The organism is Agromyces soli, from assembly GCF_022811605.1.
GTDB classification, from domain to species: domain Bacteria; phylum Actinomycetota; class Actinomycetes; order Actinomycetales; family Microbacteriaceae; genus Agromyces; species Agromyces soli.
Genome location: NZ_CP094533.1, coordinates 1,764,766 through 1,785,406, shown reverse-complemented (window position 1 = coordinate 1,785,406; position 20,641 = coordinate 1,764,766). Strand labels below are relative to the sequence as shown.

Sequence of the window (20,641 nt, the reverse complement as noted above, 5' to 3'; positions counted from 1 at the left end):
CAGGGCGTAAGCCGGCGAGAACCGCTCAGAGCTCGCCGTAGACCGCCTTCCCGCCGAGCAGGGTGAGCTCGACCTTGGTGTCGACGATCTCGTCGACCGGCACCTCGGTGAGGTTCTGGTCGAGCACGATGAGGTCCGCGTACTTGCCGACCTCGATCGAGCCGCTCGTGGCATCGCCGTGCATGATGCGGGCCGGGTTGATCGTCATCGCGCGGATCGCCTCCTCGATGGTGAGCCCGCGGTCCTCGCCGAGCTTGCCGGGGAAGCGGTCACCGCCCTCGGGGTTCTCACGCGTCATCGAGATCTGCAGCGAGGCGAAGGGGTTCAGCGGGTCGACCGGCCAGTCGCTGCCGTTCGCGACCTGCGCACCCGCGTCGGCGAGGCTGCCGATCGGCTCGGTGCGGGCGAAGCGCTCCGGGCCGAGAGTGTCCTGGGCGGCGTCGATCGAGTCGAACGCGGGCTTCGCCCACTGCAGCCCCATGGCGGGCAGCACGTCGAGCTCCGCGAAACGCGCCAGGTCGTCGGGGTGCACCGACTCCGCGTGGGCGATGGCGAGGGGCGTGTCCGAGTCGGACTCGGCGCGGGCGATCTCGAAGGCGTCGAGCGCGGTGCGCACCGCGCGGTCGCCGATGGCGTGCGGCTCCGGCGTGATGTCCTCGTCGAGGAGCAGCGCGACGATCGCGCCCATCTGCTCGGCCGTGTACTCCGGCTCGGGGCCGGCGTCCGTGCCGGGCTGCCAGTCGGGCGCGTCCTCGGTGCCGACGTTCACGTAGTACGGCTCGAGGAACGACGCGGTCAGCGCGGGGGCCTGCAGCACGCCGTCGAGGCCGAACTCGGCGACGTTGTTCACCGCGATGCCCGGCTCCTCGGCCGAGGCATCCGTCGCCCACTGCTCGCGGTACGCGAGCACCTCGTCGACCGCGGCGCGCGGATCGGTCTTGCCGAGCTCGGCGGAGACGTTCGGCGCGAGGAACACGCGCGTCGTGAGCTCACCGCGCTCGCGCAGCTCGGTCATGGCGGAGGCGACGTCGTCGCCCGAGAGCTGGTCCATGTACGCCGTGACGCCCACGGCGGAGAGCGCCGACATCGCGGCGGAAGCCGAGGCGACGCTCTCGTCGAGCGTGCGCGGCGGCACGATCTTGCCGCGCGCCATGAACGCCGCGCCCTCCTCGAGGATGCCGTTCGGCACCCCGTTCGCGTCGACCTCGATGTGCGGCGGGCCGGAGTGCTCCGAGGTGATGTCCGCGACCTCGAGCGCCTTGGAGTTCAGCAGCACCGAGTGCCCGTCGGTCGTGTACACGAGCACCGCGCGGTCGGTGTCGAGCGCGTCGAGCACCGTCTTGTCGACGGTGACGCCCTGCGGCTGCATCGCCTGGCGGTACCAGGTCTCGACGATGAGCGGCTTGTCGGTGTCGCCCTCCTCGTCGAGGCAGGCCTGGATCTTCTCCTGGAACTGCGGGATGGTGAGCGACTCGAAGTTGAGGTTGCAGGCCGTCAGCTTGTCGCCGCCGAGGAAGGTGTGCACGTGGGCGTCCTGCATGCCCGGCATCAGCATCTTGCCGTCGAGGTCGATCACCTCGGTGCGCTCGCCGATGAGCTGCTTCGCGCCGGCGTCGTCGCCGACGTAGACGATCTCGCCGTCGGTGATGGCGACGGCCTGCTGCACGCTGTTCTCGGCGTCGACGGTCCAGACGAAGCCGTTCGTCAGCACCGTGTCGGCGGCGTCCGCGTCGGAGGCCGGCGTCGCCGGGCTGCATGCGGCGAGGAGCCCGGTGACGACGGCGGCGGTGCCGATCGCCATGAGGCGCCTGGTGCGAGTGGGGTTGCGCATTCGCGTTCCTTTCTGGGGGTGGTTCGGGGGTCGGGGAGCGGCCGGGCGGGCTAGCGCGTCGGCACGGTGGGCGTCTCGTCGGGCGCGGATGCCTCGTCGGCATCGGACCCGTCGGCGCCGTCGGCCTCGTCGATGCCGAGCTCGGCGACGGGGCGGCGGAAGCCGCGGGTGACGGCGAACAGGATGACGAGGCCGACGGCGGTCCAGACGGAGCCGAGGATCATCGCGTCGGCGCTCAGGTGCACCCACAGCAGGCCGGTGCCGGCAGCCCCGAGGAGCGGCAGCACGATGAAGCGCACGACGTCGGCGGGGGTGCGTCGGCGGCCCTGGCGGATCGCGTAGTGGGCGATGACGGCGAGGTTCACGAAGGTGAAGGCGATGAGCGCGCCGAAGTTGATGACCGAGGAGATGAGGTCGAGCGTGGGCGTGATCGCGAGCAGCACGACGAGCCCGGCGAGCACCGTCGTGAACACCGGGGTGCGGAAGCGCGGGCTCACCGCGCCGAACCAGCGCTTCGGGGCGAGCACGCCGTTGCGTCCCATCACGTACAGCAGCCGCGAGACGCTCGCGTGCGAGGAGAGCCCCGAGGCGACGGCAGCCGCGAAGGCGACGGCCACGAAGAGGAGCTGGAAGGCCTGGCCGCCGACGAAGAGCGCGAGTTCGGGCAGCGTGTCGTCGGTGTACTCGAACCCGTCGAGCGTCGGGAACGCGGACTGCGCGAACCACGCCCCCGCGAAGAAGATCGCGCCGCCGATCAGCACGGTCAGCATCACGGCCCGCGGCACCGCGTTCGGGTTCTTCGCCTCCTCGGCGTACATGGTGACCGCGTCGAAGCCGATGAACGAGAAGGCGACGATCGTGGTGCCCGCGAGCACGGCCGTCAGCTGCACGCCGTCGTGCCAGATGGGCTGCAGCGAGAACAGCGTGCCCGTGCCCAGGCCCTTCGAGATCTGCAGCCCGGCGAGCACCAGGAACGCCGCGATGCCGGCGAGCGCGGCGATGAGCAGCACGCCGTTCACCCGCGAGGTCGCCTTGACGCTCACGACGTTGAGGCCGATGAGGAGGGCCGCGACGCCGACCACCCAGACCCACCCCGGCACCTCGGGGAAGAACTGCTCCATGTAGAGCCGGATGATGACCGCGTTCACGACGGGCAGCAGCAGGTAGTCGAGCAGCGAGGCCCAGCCGACGAGGAAGCCGAGCGCGGGGTGGATCGCCTCGCGCGTGTAGGTGTAGGCGGAGCCCGCGGCCGGGAACGCGCGCACCATCGCGCCGTAGCTGACCGCGGTGAACAGCAGCACCACGAGGCCGACGAGGTAGGCCATCGGCACCACGCCGTCGGTCTCCTCGCTCACGATGCCGAAGGTGTCGAACACGGTCACCGGGGCCATGTACCCGAGACCGAGTCCGACGATGGCCCACATGCCGAGCGAGCGCTTGAGGGTCGGTGCTGCCACTGCGCACATCCTTGTGTCACCGAGGCATCCGTCGCCCCGTCGCGGGTGCCGCGGCGGAGCCGTCGGCGTGAACGTCTGCGAGCCTAGGGTGAGTTATTGAAACGCACAACACCATTTCCTAGTGACGTTTTCAAACCGTTACGTGCGGCAACGCGAACGCCCCCGCATCCGAGCGGATGCGGGGGCGTCGGGGTCGCGCGGCGGCCTAGTAGCTCGTCATCGGCATGGTGCGCACGAACTCGAAGATCTCGGTCATGAACCACACGGTCCAGATCATCACGACGATGAAGCTCGTCACGTTGACGGCGATCACCGCCCACAGGGGCGCCAGGCCGCGGCCGGACTCCCGGCGCACGAAGACGCTGCGCCCGATGACGTAGACGAGCGCGGAGAGGAAGGTCCACGCCCAGTGGAAGCGGCGCGCGTAGCCGAGCCGCGCAAGCGCCGCGGAATCGAGGTACGCGAACCAGACGGACAGGCCGTACACGACCCAGCCGAGGATCATGAGCGTCAGATACCAGGGGTCGAAGAAGATCCCGGTGCTCGCCGCATAGGGGTTCGCGATCGAGGCCTCGAGGTAGCCGCGCACGTCCCAGAAGAAGAGCATGACGAGCGGCAGCAGCGGCAGGAACACCACGAGCCAGATCCACACCGTGCCGGTCGGCGTCCCCTCGGGCACGCGATGGGCGGGCGTCCCGTACGGCTGGTACGGCGCGGGCCCCGAGGCCGGCGCAGCCGCGGCCGGCGCGACCGGCGCCGCCGCTGCGACCGGTGCCGCCGCCGGCGCGACGTGCTCGGTCCAGCCGATCCCGTCCCACCAGCGCTGCCCGCCGCTTCCGGCGGGGTCGGGGTACCACCCAGGGGCGATCTGCTGGCCGTGCGCGTCCGTCATCGAGGCTCCCGTCTCTCTCCCGCCCATGCTAACGACGTCACGCGGCTTGACGCGGCCGCCACGCTCCACTATATCTATACCCCCTAGGGGTATTAACAACCAGATGCCCCGAGCCTCATCCGAAACGGAGCAGCACCATGTCACCCACCAGCAGATCCGGCGGCCGCCGCGGCCTCGGCCTCGCGCTCATCGCCGCGGCCCAGTTCGTCGTCATCATGGACACCTCGATCATCGGGGTCGCCCTGCCCGACATGCAGGCCGCCCTCGGCTTCTCCCCCGAGTCGCTGTCGTGGGTGTTCAACGCCTACGTCGTCGCCTTCGGCGGGCTCCTGCTTCTCGGCGGACGCCTCGCCGACGTGCTCGGCGCCCGCCGCGTGTTCATCGCCGGCTGGGCGATCCTCGCGCTCGGCTCGATCGTCGCGGGCGCCGCGCCCGACGCGGTGACCGAGATCGTCGGCCGCGCGGTGCAGGGCGGCGGCGCAGCCCTCATCGCCCCGGCGGCGCTCTCCCTGCTGATGGTGCTCTTCGGCGGCACCGCGGAGCTCCCCCGCGCCTTCGCCGTCTACGGCGCAGCCGCCCCGATCGGCGGCACCGCCGGCGTCTTCCTCGGCGGCGTGCTCACGGAGTACGCGAGCTGGCCGTGGGTCCTCTACGTCACGGTGCCGATCGCCGTCCTCGTCATCGTGCTGACCCCGGCGGCCCTGCCCGCGGTCCCCGGCGGCCGCGGCTCGGTCGATCTCGGCGGGGCGATCACCGCGACGCTCGGCCTCGCCGCCATCGTGTACGCGGTCGTCCGCGCGCCCGAGGCGGGCTGGGGCGGGCCCGAAACGGTCATCGGCCTCGTCGTCGGCGCCGTGCTCCTCGCCCTCTTCTTCGTCATCCAGGCGCGGCGGCGCACGCCGCTCCTCCGCCTCGGTCTCTTCCGCGCCCCGCAGCTGGGCGGCGCGAACCTCGCGCAGCTCCTGCTCGGCGCCGCGTGGGTGCCGATGTGGTTCTTCCTGAACCTGTACCTGCAGCAGGTGCTCGGCGCCGGCGCGTTCGCCTCGGGCGCGGCGCTCCTGCCGATGACCGCCCTCATCGTCGTCGTCATGGTGGCGCTCGCGCCCAGGCTGCAGGCGCGGTTCGGGGCGAAGCCGCTCATCGCGTGGGGCTTCGTGCTGCTCGCGGCGGGGCTCGGCTGGCTCGCCCTCGTGCGTCCGGACGGCGCGTACGCGGTCGACGTGCTGCCGGCCTCGCTCGTCGCGGCGTTCGGCATGGCGCTCGCCTTCGTGCCGTCGCTCGGCACCGCGATCAGCGCCGCCCGGCCGGAGGAGGCCGGCGTCGCCTCGGGCCTCGTGAACACGAGCTACCAGATCGGCTCGGCGGTGGGACTCGCGATCCTCACCGCGGTCGGCGCGGCGGCGACGAGCGGGACGGATGCCGCAGGGCTGACGCCCGGCTACGCGGCCGCGTTCCTCGGGGCCGCGATCGTCGCGGCGGTGGGCTTCCTCGCGGCGGTGCTGTTCCTGCGCGGCCGGGGCCGGGGCCCGGCGAGCGCGGAGCAGCCGGAGGCGGCGGAGCTCAGCTCCGGCGCCTGACCCGCTTCACCTCGATCTCGGAGGCCGCGCCGAACCGGCGGCGGTGCCAGAAGCCGATCCCCTCGATCAGCACCCAGGCGGCTGGCACCGTCCAGGCCATCGCGGTGAGCGTGTCGCGCCCCGGCATGGCGAGCTCCAGGAACTCCTGCGCGATCGGCACGACGAGCACGAGCGCGAGCCCCGCGACCATCGCGAGCACCACGCCCGCCTTGATCCAGGTGAACGGCCGCGACAGGACGCCGAGGATCCACAGCCCGATGAGCGCGAGCGTCACCATCGACGCCGTGCGCACGGCGTCCTCGGCGTCCCCCGTCGCCCGGGCGATCCCGGAGACCACGGTGATCGCCGCCGCGACCACGAGCCCCGCCGGGATCGCGAACGACAGCGAGCGGCGCAGGAAGCCGGGCACGTAGCGGCGGGAGTTCGGCAGCAGCGCGAGCAGGAACGCGGGGATGCCGATGGTCAGGCCGTCGGTCACGGAGAGCTGGCGCGGCAGCAGCGGGAACGCCCAGAGCAGGATGCCGAACAGCACCGACATCGTGATCGCGTACGAGGTCTTCGAGAGGAAGAGCATCGACACCCGTTCGATGTTCGCGATCACCCGCCGCCCCTCGGCGACCACGCCCGGCAGGTGCGAGAAGCGGTTGTCGAGGAGCACGATGCGGGCGACCGCCTTCGTCGCGGCCGAGCCCGACTCCATCGCGATGCCCATGTCGGCGTCCTTGATCGCGAGCGCGTCGTTCACCCCGTCGCCGGTCATCGCGACGGTGTGCCCGCGCTCCTTGAGCGCGTGCACCATCGCTCGCTTCTGCACCGGGGTGACCCGGCCGAAGACGCGGTGCTCGTCGAGCACCCGGCCGAGCTCGACGGCGTCGTCCGGCAGTTCGCGGGCGTCGAAGCCCTCGCCGGCGTCGAGGCCGACCTCGCGGGCGACGGCGGCGACGGTGAGCGGGCTGTCGCCGGAGATCACGCGGACCTCGACGCCCTCCTTCGCGAAGTAGCGGAGCGTGGATGCCGCGTCGTCGCGCACCACCTCGCGGAAGGTGAGCAGGGCCACCGGCACGAGCCCGCCCGGCAGCGCGGCGCGCTCGACGAGGTCCGCGTCGAGGGGCGCCGGCGCGTGCGCGAGCAGCAGCGTGCGCCGCCCGCTCGCGGCGAGCTCGCGGCCCTGCTCGAGCGCGGCGCCGGCTGCGGCGTCACGGCCGGCCGGTTCTGCCGCGAGCACGAACTCCGGAGCGCCGAACACCCACGTGCCCGCGGCGCCGTCGGCGAAGGACACCGCGCTCCACTTGCGCCCGGAGGAGAACTCGATGCGCTCCGCCGGCGCGAGGCCCTCGTCGTCGGGGAAGCGCTCGGCGAGGCATCGGGCGGTCGCGTTCGCCTCCGGCTCGGCGCCGTGCCAGGCGAGCACCCGCTCCCAGTGCGCGGGCCGGGCCTCGCCGAGCTCGTGCACCCCGTCGAAGCGCACGTCGCCCGTCGTGATGGTGCCCGTCTTGTCGAGGCAGATCAGGTCGACCCGGGCGAGCCCCTCGACGGCGGGCAGCTCCTGCACGAGCACCTTGTGCGAGCCGAGCTTCACGGCGCCCACCGCGAAGGCGATGCTCGTCATGAGCACGAGGCCGAGCGGGATCATCGCGATCACCGCCGCGACCGAGGCGGTCGCGGCATCCCGCCAGGCGCCGCTCTCGATCGCGTGCTGCCAGCCGCCCGCGGCCTGCATGTTCGCGTTCACGACGACGATCATGATCGGGAAGATCGCCCAGGTGATCCACTTCAGGATGCGGTCGACGGAGCTGCGCAGCTCGGACGCGACGAGGGAGAATCGCTTCGCCTCGGCGGTCAGCGTCGCCGCGAACGCCTGGTCGCCGACCGCCGTGACCTCGACCGAGCCCTGGCCGGCGACGACGATGGAGCCCGAGAGCACCCGGTCGCCCGGCAGTTTGTCGACGGGGTCGGACTCGCCGGTCAGCAGCGACTCGTCGGCCTCGAGGCGGAGCCCGTCGAGCACGACGCCGTCGGCGGTGACCTGGTCGCCGGCGCGGAGCACGAGCAGGTCGCCGAGCACGACCTCGCGCACGGCGAGCTCCTGCTCCTCGCCGTCGCGGACGACGCGGGCCTTCGGGGCGTGCAGGAGGGCGAGCCGGTCGAGCGCCCGCTTGGCGCGGTACTCCTGGGTGACGCCGATCGCGGCGTTCGCGATCGCGGCGAAGCCGAACAGCGCGTCCTGCCAGCGGCCGAGCGCGAACAGCAGGGCGAAGCCGCCGACGACGATGCCGTTGAAGAGGGTGAAGACGTTCGCGCGGAGGATGCTCCACAGGCTCCGGCTCGAGGCATCCGTCGCGATGTTCGCGAGCCCGGCCGCGGCGCGTCGCGCGGCTTCGGCGCGGCTCAGACCCGCGACGGGGTCGGTGGCCTCGAGGTGCCTGGCGGCGAGGTGCGTCGCGTCGTCCACCGCATCCCCCGATCCCCCGGCCGTCGGGCCCCGTCCGACGGGGTCGAGTCTGGCACAGCGCCGCCGTGCGGCGCGAGCGCCGTCGGGCGCGTGTCAAGGCCCTGTGGGCGAGCCGGCGCGGATGCGACCATCGGGCCATGGACGCAGGAAACGAGCAGCCCACCCAGTCCGAACCGATCCAGGAGGGTCACGACGACGCCGATCGCGGCCGGAAGCTCGAGGGCGTGATCGAGCAGGTGCGCGGCGACGCGCTCCTCGGCAACGTCGACGACGTGCGCCGGATGGTGGCCGAGCGCCTCGAGCAGGCCGGCCTGCCCGCGAGCGAGCACGACGTGGACGCGGTCATCACCGCGGTCGGCGACGCCCCCTCGGGCGGCTGAGGTTCGGGCTCGCCGCGCCCGGAGGATTGTGTAACAATATGCCCGGGCGACGGGACGGCGCGGCCGGGACACCGTCCCGTCCCGCCGCCCGACGATCAGACGTGCGCTGCGGTTTCGCGCACCGGTTCGGGTTCGGGCTCCACGGTGCCGAGCAGCTCCTCGGCCGTCAGCGCCGGGGCGCCGATCGGCGCGCCGTACCAGTGGTCGGCCGCCCGCGTGCAGGTGCACAGGCAGGCGATGACCTCCTCGGAATTCATGGCCCGGAAGAACTCCCGGTGCTGCACCGGTGGCGTGCGTCGTCGCATGTCCCATCCCAATCGCTCACGCTGACGGCCCGTCGGCCGTCATGGCTTCATGGAAGAGACGCGGGCGGGGCCGGATCATGACGCGGATCGCCCGAAATCCGCGACGCGGCCTCCCTAGAGCGAGCCGCCGGCGACGTCGAAGGTGTTGCAGGCGCCGGCACCGCCGTCGAAGCCCGTCTCGAACCAGCGGATGCGCTGCTCGCTCGTGCCGTGGGTGAAGGTGTGCGGCATGACCTGGCCCTGCATCGACTGCTGGATGTGGTCGTCACCGACGGCGGCCGCCGCATCGAGCGCGGAGCGGTACTCGGCGGGCGTGATCGGCTTCAGGAACGCGACGCCGTCGCCGTCCCTCGTGCTCGACGCCGCCGCGGCCCACGCGCCCGCGAAGCAGTCGGCCTGCAGCTCGACGCGGACGGCGTTCGAGCTCGGCCCGGTCTGCCCGTCGCGGGTCGACTCGAGCACGCCGGCGAGGTTCTGCACGTGGTGACCCCACTCGTGCGCGATCACGTACATCTCGGCCAGCGGGCCGCCCTGCGCGCCGAAGCGGGTGCGCAGCTCGTCGTAGAAGCTGACGTCGAGGTAGATCGTCTCGTCGGGCGGGCAGTAGAACGGGCCCGTCGCCGAGGAGGCCTGGCCGCATCCGGTCGAGGTCGCCTGGTCGAACATGACGAAGTCGTTCGGCGCGCGATAGGCGACGCCGATCTCGGGGGCCTCCGTCTCCCAGTAGGTCTCGAGCGAGGCCGAGGCGCCCTTCATCCGGCACTCCACCCGCTCGTTCGCGTCCTGCCCGGTGAGGCAGGTGTCGAGGCTCGAGTCCTCGACGACCTCCTGCTGCTGACCGGTGCCGCCGGCGAGGCCGGTGAGGTCGACCCCGAGCAGTTGCGAGACGAGGAAGAGCACGATGAGCACGCCGCCGCCGCCCGCGACCGCGATGCCGGTGGTCCGGCCCCGCTTGGAGGCCTTGCCGCCGCTGATGTCGGCGTTCGGATCGAAGGTCATGCTGCGACGCTACTCCGCCTCGGGGCGGCCCGTCTCGATGTCCGGGTCGTCGAGCTCGCTGCTGTCGTCGGGCTCGCCGCCCTCGGGCTCGATCCCGGCCGCGAAGCGGTCCGTCGCCTCGATGAGCGCGTCGAGGATGCCCGGCTCGTCGAAGGCGTGGCCGGCGTCGTCGATGATCCGCAGCTCCGCCTCGGGCCACGCGACGTGCAGGTCCCACGCGGTCATCATGGGCGTGCACAGGTCGTAGCGCCCCTGCACGATCACGGCGGGGATGTCCCGCAGGCGCACCGCGTCGCGGATGAGCTGCCCCTCCTCCCACCAGCCGCCGTGCCGGAAGTAGTGGTTCTCGATCCGGGCGAAGGCGGTCGCGAACTCCGGCGAGCCGTACGCCTCGAGGTTCTCGGGCTGCGGCAGCAGGGTGATCGCGGCGGCCTCCCAGCGCGCCCAGGCGATCGCTGCGGGCTGGTGCACGGCGGGGTCCGGGTCGCTGAGCAGCCGGCCGTACGCCTCGACGAGGTGCGAGCGCTCGCCGAACGGCACGGGCTCGACGAACTCGCGCCAGCGGTCGGGCAGCAGCGCCGCCGCGCCGCCCTCGTAGAACCAGTCGAGCTCCGCCCGGCGGAGCGTGAAGATGCCGCGCAGCACGAGCTCGGTCACCCGCTCGGGGTGGGTCTCGGCGTACGCGAGGCCGAGCGCGCTCCCCCAGGAACCGCCGAAGACCTGCCAGCGATCGATGCCGAGATGCGCGCGCAGGCGCTCGATGTCGGCGATGAGGTGCCAGGTGGTGTTCGTCGCGAGGCTCGCGCCGGGCTCGGAAGCGTGCGGGATCGACAGCCCGCAACCGCGCTGGTCGAACAGCACGATGCGGTACTTCTCGGGGTCGAAGAGGCGCCGCTGCGCGGGCTTCGTCGCGCCGCCCGGCCCGCCGTGCAGGAACACCACGGGCTTGCCGGTCCGGTTGCCCGAGACCTCCCAGTAGATGTGATGACCGTCGCCGACGTCCAGCATGCCGGTCTCGAGCGGTTCGATCTCCGGGTACAACTCGCGCATGGGGCCACGGTATCCGCGTCGGGATGCCTCGACCGCGCGCCGCGCCGATTGGTCTGACCGATTGCCCGGGCCCGAGATCGAGCGTTGCTCAGGATGCCAGCCGCGCCGCGGGCGTAGGCTCGGGGCATGGCAGCGAAGAAGCCGGTCACCGTCACCCTCACCGGGGCCGGCGGCCAGATCGGATACGCCCTCCTGTTCCGCATCGCCTCGGGCGCCCTGCTCGGGCCCGAGACGCCGGTGCGGCTGCACCTGCTCGAGATCCCGCAGGGGCTCAGAGCGGCCGAGGGCGCCGCCCTCGAACTGCAGGACTCCGCGTTCCCGCTGCTCGCCGGCGTCGAGGTCACCGACGACGCGCACACCGCCTTCTCGGGCGCGAACATCGGCCTGCTCGTCGGCGCCAGGCCGCGGACGGCGGGCATGGAGCGCGCCGAGCTGCTGCAGGCGAACGGCGGCATCTTCGGGCCGCAGGGCGCGGCCATCAACGCGGCGGCGGCGGACGACATCCGCGTCGTCGTGGTCGGCAACCCGGCCAACACGAACGCCCTCATCGCCTCGGCGCACGCGCCCGACGTGCCGGCCGAACGCTTCACGGCCCTCACCCGGCTCGACCACAACCGCGCGCTCGGCCAGCTGTCGGTCGCGACCGACACGCCGGTCGCCGAGATCCGCGGCGTCACCATCTGGGGCAACCACTCGGCCTCGCAGTTCCCCGACCTCGCGCACGCCACGGCGGCGGGCGACGCGGTCCCGGCGCTGCTCTCCGCCCGGCTCGGCCACGAGGCGTACCGGGAGTGGCTCGTCGGCGAGTTCATCCCGCGGGTCGCCAAGCGCGGCGCGGAGATCATCGAGGTGCGCGGCTCCTCCTCGGTCGCCTCGGCCGCGGCGGCCACCATCGACCACGTCCGCGACTGGGTGCAGGGCACCCCCGACGGCTGGACGAGCGCCGCGGTCGTGTCCGACGGCTCCTACGGCGTGCCGGAGGGGCTCGTCTCCTCGTTCCCGGTGGAGTCGGTCGACGGGGCGTGGCGCATCGTGCAGGGCCTCGCGATCGACGAGTTCGCCCGGCACCGCATCGATGCCTCGGTCGCCGAGCTCGTCGACGAGCGCGAACAGGTGCGCTCGCTCGGCCTGATCTGACGCCCGCGCCGCCTAGGCTGGCAGCATGGCCGATCGCGCTCCGCTCTCCCCCGCCCGCCGCAAGCAGCTCATCGTCGGCATCATCGTGGGGGCGCTCGTCGGCGTCGGGGTGAGCCTCTGGACCGGCTTCTGGCTGTGGCTGCCCGCGGGCCTGCTCGTCGGCCTCGCCACCGGCGCGATCATGCGCCCGCCGAACGACTGAACGCCGCCACGGCCTCGGCGATCTCGCGCCGCACCTCCGCGTCGTCGACCGTCGACTCGCCGTCGCCCGGCTGCACGCCGTAGTCGCCGAAGTCGGCGTGGTTGACCCCCTCGAGCTCGACGAACTCGGCGCCGGGCGGCAGCAGCCCGCTCGCCGCTTCGATCTTCGCGGGCGTCGACAGGCCGTCGTTCGAGCCCGAGACGCTGAGCGCGGCGAGCTCGGAGCCCGAGAGGTCGTTCGCGCAGTACGAGCCGAACAGCATGACGCCGAGCACCTCGGCGTCGCCCGAGGCATCCGCGTCCCCGGCCAACTGGCAGGCGCGCACACCGCCGAGCGAGTGCCCGCCCACCCACCAGGCGTCGACGTCGGGCGCGAGCGCCGTGAAGGCGGCGAGCGGCCGGGTGTCGAAGAAGGCGAGGTTCAGCGTCGGCTTCGTGATCACGACCGTGAGCCCCGTCTCCTCGACGACGCCGGAGAGCTTGAACAGGTACGCGTAGGGGTCGACCTTCGCGCCGGGGATGAAGACGAGGCCCTGGCCGCTCGCGGGCCCGGTGCCCGGATCGGCCGGCGCGATCACGATGCCCGCGTCGGCGGAGGTGATCGTCACGGCGTCGTCCTGCCAGGCCGCGAGCGCGGCGGGGCGCTCGCCCTGCATCACCGTGTGCGCGTAGGCGAGGAACAGCACGGCGAGCAGGGCGAGAACGCCCACGATCGAGACGAGGATCCGGAGCAGTCGGCGCATGCCCGAAGCCTACGTCTCGAGCGCTACTTCTTGGCGGACTTCTCCGGCACGGGCAGGGTGCCGGCCCGGCGCTGCTCGTCGAACCACGCGCGGGCCTCGTCCTGCCGCTCCTGCTCGATGCCCGTGGCGATCGTGGCGCGCAGGTGCTCCGGGCGGAAGCCGAAGGCGTCGACGAGGTCCTGCGCATACGGGCGGAGGCGCTCCACGAGGCGGTCGATGTAGGCGCCGACCGCCTGCGCCCGCTGCGGCGAGAGCCGGCCGTGCATCAGGTACCAGGCGAGGTGCTTCTCCAGCAGGCCGAGGCCGAACAGGTCGCGCACCCAGGTGAGCACCTGCTTCGTGCCCTCGTCCTCGACGCGGGCGAGCGCCCGGGTGAACGCCTCCCACTGCAGCAGCTCGCCGTGCGCGCGGGCCGCCTCGATGAGCTCGTTCTGGTTGCGGTTGAACGCGGCGGCCGCGTCGGCCTTCGGCAGCTTGCGCGCGTCGCGCAGGCGGCCGGCGATCTCGGCGATCATCGTCTCGACGCGGTCGGTGAGGAGCTCGCGCTGGGATGCCTCGTCGCGGAGCTCGCTCACCGAGCGCGCGGTCGAGCCGAAGTCCGCGATGGTCTGGCCGAGGCGGCGCAGGCCGGTGCCGTGGTAGGCGCGCTCGGCCGTCTGCGAGACGACGTAGCGGGCCATGGCGCCGGCGTCGGCGTTCTTGAACTGCTTCGAGAAGTCGGTGAGCAGGCGCTTCGCGACGAGCTGCAGCAGCACGTTGTTGTCGCCCTCGAAGGTGACGTAGATGTCGAGGTCGTGGCGGAGGCCCGTGATGCGGTTCTCGGCGATGAAACCGGCGCCGCCGCAGGCCTCGCGCGCCTCCTGCAGGGTGTCGAGGGCGTGCCAGGTGGACAGCGGCTTCAGCGCGGCCGCGATGGTCTCGAGGTCCTGGCGGTCGTCGTCGCTGTCGGCGGCGCCGCTGAACACGGCGTCGAACTTCACGAGGAACTCGTCGTGCGCGAAGTACTGCGCGTACGTCGTCGCGAGCCGCGGCAGCAGCCGGCGCTGGTGGCGCTGGTAGTCGAGCAGCACCTCTTCCTCGGTGTCGCTCGAGGCGGTGAACTGGCGGCGCTGGTTGCCGTAGGTGATCGCGATGGTGAGCCCCATCGCGCTCGCGACGGTCGCGGCGCCGTCGAGCGAGACCCGGCCCTGCACGAGGGTGCCGAGCATCGTGAAGAAGCGCCGGCCCGGGCTCTGGATGGGCGAGGAGTAGGTGCCGTCGGCGGCCACGTCGCCGTAGCGGTTCAGCAGGTTCTCGCGCGGGATGCGCACGTTCGTGAAGTGCAGCCGGCCGTTGTCGATGCCGTTGAGGCCGCCCTTCAGCCCGTCGTCCTCGCCGCCGACGCCGGGCAGGAAGTCGCCCTCGTCGTCGCGGATCGGCACGTAGAAGCAGTGCACGCCGTGGTTCACGCCGTTCGTGATGAGCTGCGCGAACACGGTCGCATGCTTGCCGTGGAGGCCGGCGTTGCCGAGGTACTCCTTCCACGCCGCGCGGAACGGCGTGTGGATGACGAACTCCTCGGTCTCCGGGTCGTAGGTGGCGGTCGTCGCGATCGCCGCGACGTCGGAGCCGTGGCCGATCTCGGTCATCGCGAAGGCGCCGGGCACCTCGAGCGACATGATCGCCGGCAGGAACTTCTCGTGGTGCGGCTTCGTGCCGAGGTGCAGCACGGCGGCGCCGAAGAGGCCCCACTGCACGCCCGACTTGATCTGGAGGCTCGGGTCGGCGATGACGAGCTCCTCGAAGGCGGCGATGTTGCCGCCGTGGTCGTCCTCGCCGCCGAGCGAGGTCGGGAAGGCGCGGTGCACGGCGCCCTGCTCGACGAGCAGCTTCAGCTGCCCCAGCACGCGCTCGCGGTGCTCGGCCATCGTCTGGCCCTCGATGCGCTGCAGCTCGGGCATCGCCGCGCGCTCGCGGGAGGCGAGGCGGATGTCGGCCCAAGTGCCGAGCAGCTGCCGGCCGAGCGCGGCGACGTCGACCTTCGGCCCCCCGGTGGAACGGGCGGCAGGGGTGGCGGGCTTCGCCTCGGTGCGCGCTGCAGTGTCAACCATCTTCGGTCTCGCCTCCGACTTCGCTTCGTGGGTGTCCCCTCACGCTACGACCGGCCCCGCGGCACCCGAAACGCTCGGTCGACCGGCGACAAGCGGGCCCGGCCGAGCGTCGTCGGCTGCTGTGCGGTGTCTACAAACGAGGCATCCGCGCCCGTTGGATGTTCGACAAGCGCGGCGGTGCCGACTCGCTCAGCCGCGGAAGAAGGCGTTCGCCCGCCCGGTCCAGAGCAGCGCGATGACGATCAGCGCGATCGCCGCCGAGAAGTACTCGCCGATGGCCCCCGCCGGGTAGGCGATCGCGAAGAAGATCGACGCGATGATCGAGAGCACCTCGATCACCGTGATCACCATGCGCGAGACCGCGCTGCCGCGCAGCAGCCCGTTCGCGACGACGATCACGATGGCGCCGATCAGGATCGACACGATCGCCGAGGCGACGAGGCCGCTCGCGCCGCCGAAGGCCTCGGCGGTCGAGACCACGCTCGTCTGGAAGAGCAGCAGGGTGCCGCCGATGATGTCGAGCAAGCCCGAGATCCACGTCAGCACCGCGACGAGCGTGACCCCGCCGGGCCGTTTGACCTGTCCCATGTCGATCCCCCCGGATCCCGCCGCCCGATGCGGCGCCTGGCCCCGATCGTAGCGACGAGTCCGGTCAGTAGGCGAGACCGTGGCCGTGCCGGAACAGCGGATCGGCCGTGTCGAAGGGCACGTCGGGCCGGTTCGCGTCGACCGCCGCCATGCTCGACGGCAGGTCGAACGGGAGCCGGCCCTTGGGCTCGGCGGCCCCCGTCAGCACGTCGAGCACGGCGCGCGGGCTCGCGCCCCAGTTGCCGGTGAGCGCCGCGAGCTCGTCCACGAAGGGGGTGAGGATCGCCGGCCGGTCGAGGAAGACGTCGACGACCGTCGGCACCGCGGCCGCGACCTCGCGCACGTGGGCGACGACGTCGGCGGGGAAGTCGAGCGAGCCGGAGTGGAAGAAGTTCTCGAAGAAGGTCGGCCGCTCCTCGTAGGGCGCCTGCAGGCGGAGCACCGCGACGTCGGCCTCGGCGGGGCTTCCCACGACCGTGCCGTACTCCCCCGCGATCTCGGCGTCGATGCCCTCGACGTAGAGCTTCAGCCCGCGGGCGAAGGGCAGCACGGGGGCGGCCGGCGCCCCGGCGACCTCGCGCTCGCGGTTCACGAGCAGCGCGATGGCCGCCCGCTGGGCCGCCTCGCCCGCCGCGACGAAGTCGGCGCGGCCGACGAGTTCGCGGGCCCGGTCGACGTCGACGAACGGCCGGTCGAAGAGGCCGAGCACGAACTTCTCGCGCAGCAGGCGGCGGGCCGAGGCATCCAGCCGCGCCTCGCTGAGCTCGCCGTCGCGCACGAGCGCGACGAGGAGCTCGGGCACCGCCTCGCCGCCGAACTGGTCGCAGCCGGCGTCGATGACCTTCTTCATCCGCTCGCGCGGCGCGAGGTGCTCGACGCCCCAGGCGCGCGCCGGGAACGGCGCGCCCATGATCTCGGAGTCGCTGATGAGGCCCCAGTCGGTGCAGACGATGCCGTCGAAGCCGTAGCGCTCGCGCAGCAGGCCCGTGATGACGGACTTGTTGAAGCCGAAGCCCACCTCTTCGTACTCGGTGCCGACGGGCATGCCATAGTACGGCATGATCTGGCTCGTGCCCGCCTCGAAGGCCGCCTCGAAGGGCTTCAGGTGCAGCTCGAACTGGCCGCCCGGGTAGACCTGCTCGCGGCCGTGCGCGAAGTGCGGGTCCTCGCCGCCGAGCTGCGGGCCGCCGCCCGGGAAGTGCTTCGTCATCGTCGCGACCGAGTCGGGCCCGAGCGTCTCGCCCTGGAAGCCGCGGATGTACGCGGCGCCGAGACGGCTGGCGAGCTCGACGTCCTCGCCGAAGGTCTGCAGGGCGCGCGACCAGCGCGGCTCGGTCGCGAGGTCGATCTGCGGGTGCAGGGCGACGCGGATGCCGACGGCCGTGTACTCCTGGCGGGCGATGTCGCCGAAGCGCTCGACGAGCTCCTCGTCGCCGATCGCCGCGAGTCCCATGGTCTCGGGCCAGACCGAGAAGGCGCCCGCGAGGAGGCCGGCGAGCGGGTTGTCGGTGTACGAGTGGCGGGGGTCCGTCGAGATGGTGACGGGGATGCCGAGGCGCGTCGAGGCGGCGAGCTCCTGCAGGCGGTTGTGCCACTCGGCGATCTGGCCGGCGTCGGCGGGCGCCTGCAGCACGTTGAAGTGGGTCAGGTGGCGGTCGAGCACGTAGTCGGTGGTGGCCGGCAGGCCGAAGGTCGCGTCGCCCTCGGAGAGCGTGCCGCCCTCGCCGATGCCGATCATCGTCTGGAAGAAGAGGCCCGCCTTCTCTTCCAGCGTCATCTGCGCGAGGAGGATCTCGACCCGTTCGGCGACCGGGAGGCTCGCGTCTCGGTAGCGGGTGTCGACGGTCGTCTGCTGCTGGTCGGTCATGCCTGCACTCCTTCATGCTCGGGCTCGGTGGAGCCAGCATAAACCGAATGCCGCTAGGTTTTCGAGTGCCGGGTCGTCACGCCGCCTGGACGACCTGGATAAGCCCCTCCCCGTAGGCCTCGCGCTTCTTGGCGCCGATGCCCGTGATGCCGTCGAGCTCGGCCAGACTGCCGGGCCGCGCGACGGCGACCGCCCGGAGCGTGGCGTCGCCGAACACGATGTACGCGGGGACGCCCTGCTCGCGCGCCACCCCGGCGCGCCACGCGCGGAGCGCCTCGAACAGCTCGGCCTGCGCGGGCTCGAGGTCGGCGGCCGCCGGGGCCGCCCGGCGTTCGCCGCGACTGCGGCCCGGGCGCTCGGGCTCGGCGCGGAAATGCACCTGGCGCGCACCCGCGAGCACCTCGGCGGACGCCTCGCTCAAGCCGATCACGCCGTACTCGCCGACGGTCTGCGCGAGCCCCTGCGCGAGGAGCTGGCGCACCACGCCCCGCCACTGCTGCTCGCCGAGCTCCTGCCCGATGCCCCAGGTCGCGAGCGAGTCGTGACCGTACTGCGCGACCCGCGGGGTGCGCTTGCCGCGCAGGATGTCGATGAGGTGCCCGGCGCCGTAGCGCTGACCGCGCTCGCGCTGCAGACGCACCACGGTGGAGAGGAACTTCTGGGCGACGACCGTGCCGTCCCAGGAGGCGGGCGGCTCGAGGCAGGTGTCGCAGTTGCGGCACGGCTCGCTCTGCTCGCCGAAGTAGGCGAGCAGGTTCTGCCGGCGGCACTGCACCGTCTCGCAGAGCGCGAGCATCGCGTCGAGGTGCGAGGCGAGGCGACGCCGATGGGCGAGGTCGCCCGGGCTCTCGTCGATCATGCGGCGCTGCTGCACCACGTCTTGCAGGCCGTAGGCGAGCCAGGTCGTCGACGGCAGCCCGTCGCGGCCGGCGCGGCCGGTCTCCTGGTAGTACCCCTCGACCGACTTCGGCAGGTCGACGTGCGCGACGAAGCGCACGTCGGGCTTGTCGATGCCCATGCCGAAGGCGATCGTCGCCACCACGACGACGCCATCCTCGCGGAGGAAGCGGTCCTGCGTGCGGCGGCGCAGCTCCGGGTCGAGGCCCGCGTGGTACGGCATGGCGTCGACGCCGTTCGCCGCGAGGAAAGCGGCGATCTTCTCGGTGCTCGCCCGGCTCAGCGCGTAGACGATGCCCGCGACCGGGCGGCCGTCGGCGTCGACGCCCTCGGTGCGGACGAAGTCGAGCAGCTGCTTGCGCAGCTCGAGCTTCGGGGCGATGCGGTACTGGATGTTGGGCCGGTCGAAGCTCGCGACGAAGTGCTTCGCGTCGCCGAGCGACAGCCGCTCGGTGATCTCGCGGTGCGTCGCCTCGGTCGCGGTGGCCGTGAGCGCGATGCGCGGCACCTCGGGCCAGCGCTCGGCGAGTTCGGCAAGGGCGAGGTAGTCGGGGCGGAAGTCGTGGCCCCACTGGGCGACGCAGTGCGCCTCGTCGATCGCGAAGAGCGAGATGCTGCCGCGCGCGAGGAAGCGCTTGGCCCCCTCGCTGTTCAGCCGCTCGGGGGCGATGTAGAGCAGGTCGAGCTCGCCCGCGAGATAGGCGCGCTCGACCTCGGCGCGCTCGGCCGGCGCCTGGCTCGAGTTGAGGTAGGCGGCCCGGACGCCGTTGCGCAGGAGCGCGTCGACCTGGTCGTGCATGAGCGCGATGAGCGGCGATACGACGACGCCGGTGCCCTCGCGCAGGAGCGCCGGGATCTGGTAGCAGAGGCTCTTGCCGCCACCGGTGGGCATCAGCACCACGGCGTCGCCGCCGCCCGCGAGCTGCTCGATGATCGCCGCCTGGTCGCCGCGGAAGTCGTCGTAGCCGAAGACCGTGCGGAGCGCGTCGAGCGCCGAGCCGAACTTCGCGGGCGCGGCGCGGCGACTCGCCGGCTCAGCGCGGGGTGCGCCGGTCGGCGGGGCGTCGGCCGGGGGCGGCGGGGCCCACTCGTCGTCGGGCGGGAGGAACTCGTCGGGGTCCCAGGGGACCTCCTCGATCCCGTCGGGCGCGCCGTGCTGAGTCATCGCATGGAGTCTACCGGCGGCCGCCGACGCCGGCCCCGGGCCATCCACCGCCCGCCCGGGCGGTCAGTACCCGAGGCGCGAGCGCAGGACGGTGAGCGCGTGCGAAGTCTCGACGGCGAGCTCGGGCGACATCGCCGAGACCACCTGGGCGAGCACGTCGCCGACGAGGATCGAGGCGAGCACCTCGGCGGTGAGGCCGGTCGGGGTGTGCGGCGCGTGCAGCGAGACGGCGACCTTCGGGGCGAGCCGCTCGTGCAGCTCGTCGGTGACGAGGACGCACTGCGCGCCGACCTCCCGGCAGCGACCGATGATCGTCTCGACCTCGGGGTTCACCCGGCCTGGGGCGAAGATCACGGCCACGTCCCCGGCGCGGAGCGGCAGCAGCCCGTCGGCGAGCCGGAAGCCGTCGGCGTCGAGGTGCGTTGCGGCGCGGCCGGCGCGGCCGAGCCGGAGCACGAGGTGAGCGGCGGCGACCGAGGAGGCGCCGACGCCGTAGCAGTAGATGCGCCCCGCCCGGGCGAGGAGCGAGGCCGCCGCGGTGACCTCCTCGACCTCGAGCGCGTGGCGGGCGAGCTCGAGCTGGTCGCTCGCCTCGTTCCAGACGCTGCCGACGATGCGCCCGACGTCCTCGCCCGCGCGGTCCAGCCGCTGCCGGACGCGCTCCTCGGGCGCGACCTCCTCGGTGAACGGCGCGGCGACCTGGCGCTTCACCTCGGCGAGCCCCGCGTAGCCGAGCTTCTGCAGGGTGCGGATGACCGTGGCGTTGCTCGTGCCGGTCTCGCTGCCGAGCTCGGCGGCGGTCGCGAAGAGGATGCGCTCGGCGGTGCTCCCGGCGAGGAGCCCGCTGACCGCGCGTTCCGCCTTGGACAGGCCGTCCCACGCGTCGCGGACGCGCGAGCGCAGCTCGATCACGCCAGGGTTGCGCGTATCACTTGTTACGAACTGCGGGTTGTGTGTATCGTTCATTCCGCGAGCATCCTAACTCGTAACACCCATTCCAAGACTGACGC

At 72.5% G+C, this 20,641-nt stretch carries 17 protein-coding genes; 4 read left to right on the top strand and 13 right to left on the bottom strand.

Annotated elements, in window-relative coordinates; all coding sequences use genetic code 11:
* Positions 1 to 25: 25 nt before the first annotated feature.
* The 3 genes from MTP13_RS08540 to MTP13_RS08530 form a co-directional block, all read right to left on the bottom strand.
* A complete protein-coding gene (locus tag MTP13_RS08540) occupies positions 26 to 1,831 on the bottom strand; it encodes an amidohydrolase (RefSeq protein ID WP_243570644.1) in 1,806 nt (601 codons plus the stop codon).
* Between the two features lie 50 nt (positions 1,832 to 1,881).
* A complete protein-coding gene (locus MTP13_RS08535; protein ID WP_243570643.1) occupies positions 1,882 to 3,297 on the bottom strand; it encodes an APC family permease in 1,416 nt (471 codons plus the stop codon).
* 196 nt (positions 3,298 to 3,493) lie between these two features.
* A complete protein-coding gene (locus MTP13_RS08530; protein ID WP_243570641.1) occupies positions 3,494 to 4,180 on the bottom strand; it encodes a DUF2510 domain-containing protein in 687 nt (228 codons plus the stop codon).
* 137 nt (positions 4,181 to 4,317) lie between these two features.
* Between MTP13_RS08530 and MTP13_RS08525 the strand changes: the two genes are divergently transcribed.
* On the top strand, positions 4,318 to 5,757 hold the full coding sequence (locus MTP13_RS08525) for an MFS transporter (RefSeq protein WP_243570640.1): 1,440 nt from the start codon (positions 4,318 to 4,320) through the stop codon (positions 5,755 to 5,757).
* On the opposite strand, the gene MTP13_RS08520 is transcribed toward MTP13_RS08525, so the two are convergent.
* Positions 5,741 to 8,209 (bottom strand): HAD-IC family P-type ATPase, encoded by a 2,469-nt coding sequence (locus MTP13_RS08520; protein ID WP_243570639.1) that lies wholly within the window; start codon positions 8,207 to 8,209, stop codon positions 5,741 to 5,743. The two genes, MTP13_RS08525 and MTP13_RS08520, sit on opposite strands and share 17 nt — an antisense overlap.
* A 137-nt stretch (positions 8,210 to 8,346) precedes the next feature.
* Here MTP13_RS08520 and MTP13_RS08515 point away from each other — a divergent pair, with 137 nt between their 5' ends.
* The gene (locus tag MTP13_RS08515; protein ID WP_243570638.1) at positions 8,347 to 8,589 is read left to right on the top strand and encodes a hypothetical protein; all 243 of its coding nucleotides are present in this window, start codon (positions 8,347 to 8,349) and stop codon (positions 8,587 to 8,589) included.
* Positions 8,590 to 8,684: 95 nt separating this feature from the next.
* Here the strand turns inward: MTP13_RS08515 and MTP13_RS08510 are convergent, their stop codons facing one another.
* The 3 genes from MTP13_RS08510 to pip all read right to left on the bottom strand — a co-directional run bounded on the left by MTP13_RS08510 (position 8,685) and on the right by pip (position 10,943).
* On the bottom strand, positions 8,685 to 8,894 hold the full coding sequence (locus MTP13_RS08510) for a hypothetical protein (RefSeq protein ID WP_243570636.1): 210 nt from the start codon (positions 8,892 to 8,894) through the stop codon (positions 8,685 to 8,687).
* Positions 8,895 to 9,008: 114 nt separating this feature from the next.
* Positions 9,009 to 9,893: a KPN_02809 family neutral zinc metallopeptidase gene (gene ypfJ, locus MTP13_RS08505; protein WP_243570635.1), complete on the bottom strand. Its 885-nt coding sequence runs from the start codon at positions 9,891 to 9,893 to the stop codon at positions 9,009 to 9,011.
* 9 nt (positions 9,894 to 9,902) lie between these two features.
* Positions 9,903 to 10,943: a prolyl aminopeptidase gene (gene pip, locus MTP13_RS08500; RefSeq protein WP_243570633.1), complete on the bottom strand. Its 1,041-nt coding sequence runs from the start codon at positions 10,941 to 10,943 to the stop codon at positions 9,903 to 9,905.
* A gap of 126 nt (positions 10,944 to 11,069) precedes the next feature.
* On the opposite strand from pip, the gene MTP13_RS08495 reads away from it, so the two are divergent.
* A complete protein-coding gene (locus MTP13_RS08495) occupies positions 11,070 to 12,080 on the top strand; it encodes a malate dehydrogenase (protein WP_243570631.1) in 1,011 nt (336 codons plus the stop codon).
* A 25-nt stretch (positions 12,081 to 12,105) separates the two neighbouring features.
* Positions 12,106 to 12,282 carry an HPP family protein gene (locus MTP13_RS08490; protein WP_230764025.1) on the top strand — a complete coding sequence of 59 codons (177 nt, stop codon included), beginning with the start codon at positions 12,106 to 12,108 and terminating at the stop codon, positions 12,280 to 12,282.
* Here MTP13_RS08490 and MTP13_RS08485 read toward each other — a convergent pair.
* The 6 genes from MTP13_RS08485 to MTP13_RS08460 form a co-directional block, all read right to left on the bottom strand.
* Complete coding sequence (locus MTP13_RS08485) at positions 12,260 to 13,024, bottom strand: alpha/beta hydrolase (RefSeq protein WP_243570630.1); 765 nt, start codon at positions 13,022 to 13,024, stop codon at positions 12,260 to 12,262. The genes MTP13_RS08490 and MTP13_RS08485 overlap by 23 nt on opposite strands.
* Before the next feature lie 23 nt (positions 13,025 to 13,047).
* Complete coding sequence (locus MTP13_RS08480; protein WP_243570628.1) at positions 13,048 to 15,114, bottom strand: acyl-CoA dehydrogenase family protein; 2,067 nt, start codon at positions 15,112 to 15,114, stop codon at positions 13,048 to 13,050.
* 189 nt (positions 15,115 to 15,303) lie between these two features.
* Positions 15,304 to 15,702: a DUF7144 family membrane protein gene (locus tag MTP13_RS08475; RefSeq protein ID WP_243570626.1), complete on the bottom strand. Its 399-nt coding sequence runs from the start codon at positions 15,700 to 15,702 to the stop codon at positions 15,304 to 15,306.
* A gap of 64 nt (positions 15,703 to 15,766) precedes the next feature.
* Complete coding sequence (locus MTP13_RS08470; protein WP_243570625.1) at positions 15,767 to 17,569, bottom strand: glycoside hydrolase family 3 protein; 1,803 nt, start codon at positions 17,567 to 17,569, stop codon at positions 15,767 to 15,769.
* A gap of 76 nt (positions 17,570 to 17,645) precedes the next feature.
* Positions 17,646 to 19,631, bottom strand: a complete 1,986-nt coding sequence (gene recQ, locus MTP13_RS08465; protein ID WP_243570623.1) for a DNA helicase RecQ — start codon at positions 19,629 to 19,631, stop codon at positions 17,646 to 17,648.
* Positions 19,632 to 19,694: 63 nt separating this feature from the next.
* Positions 19,695 to 20,597 (bottom strand): MurR/RpiR family transcriptional regulator, encoded by a 903-nt coding sequence (locus MTP13_RS08460; RefSeq protein WP_243570621.1) that lies wholly within the window; start codon positions 20,595 to 20,597, stop codon positions 19,695 to 19,697.
* Positions 20,598 to 20,641: the final 44 nt, after the last annotated feature.

Coding starts and splice junctions, on each gene's coding strand:
- MTP13_RS08485 (WP_243570630.1), bottom strand. CDS start 13,024: ATGCGCCGACTGCTCCGGATCCTCGTCTCGATCGTGGGCGTTCTCGCC.
- MTP13_RS08510 (WP_243570636.1), bottom strand. CDS start 8,894: ATGCGACGACGCACGCCACCGGTGCAGCACCGGGAGTTCTTCCGGGCC.
- MTP13_RS08495 (WP_243570631.1), top strand. CDS start 11,070: ATGGCAGCGAAGAAGCCGGTCACCGTCACCCTCACCGGGGCCGGCGGC.
- recQ (WP_243570623.1), bottom strand. CDS start 19,631: ATGACTCAGCACGGCGCGCCCGACGGGATCGAGGAGGTCCCCTGGGAC.
- MTP13_RS08535 (WP_243570643.1), bottom strand. CDS start 3,297: ATGTGCGCAGTGGCAGCACCGACCCTCAAGCGCTCGCTCGGCATGTGG.
- MTP13_RS08540 (WP_243570644.1), bottom strand. CDS start 1,831: ATGCGCAACCCCACTCGCACCAGGCGCCTCATGGCGATCGGCACCGCC.
- pip (WP_243570633.1), bottom strand. CDS start 10,943: ATGCGCGAGTTGTACCCGGAGATCGAACCGCTCGAGACCGGCATGCTG.
- ypfJ (WP_243570635.1), bottom strand. CDS start 9,893: ATGACCTTCGATCCGAACGCCGACATCAGCGGCGGCAAGGCCTCCAAG.
- MTP13_RS08530 (WP_243570641.1), bottom strand. CDS start 4,180: ATGACGGACGCGCACGGCCAGCAGATCGCCCCTGGGTGGTACCCCGAC.
- MTP13_RS08475 (WP_243570626.1), bottom strand. CDS start 15,702: ATGGGACAGGTCAAACGGCCCGGCGGGGTCACGCTCGTCGCGGTGCTG.
- MTP13_RS08515 (WP_243570638.1), top strand. CDS start 8,347: ATGGACGCAGGAAACGAGCAGCCCACCCAGTCCGAACCGATCCAGGAG.
- MTP13_RS08490 (WP_230764025.1), top strand. CDS start 12,106: ATGGCCGATCGCGCTCCGCTCTCCCCCGCCCGCCGCAAGCAGCTCATC.
- MTP13_RS08525 (WP_243570640.1), top strand. CDS start 4,318: ATGTCACCCACCAGCAGATCCGGCGGCCGCCGCGGCCTCGGCCTCGCG.
- MTP13_RS08470 (WP_243570625.1), bottom strand. CDS start 17,569: ATGACCGACCAGCAGCAGACGACCGTCGACACCCGCTACCGAGACGCG.
- MTP13_RS08460 (WP_243570621.1), bottom strand. CDS start 20,597: ATGAACGATACACACAACCCGCAGTTCGTAACAAGTGATACGCGCAAC.
- MTP13_RS08480 (WP_243570628.1), bottom strand. CDS start 15,114: ATGGTTGACACTGCAGCGCGCACCGAGGCGAAGCCCGCCACCCCTGCC.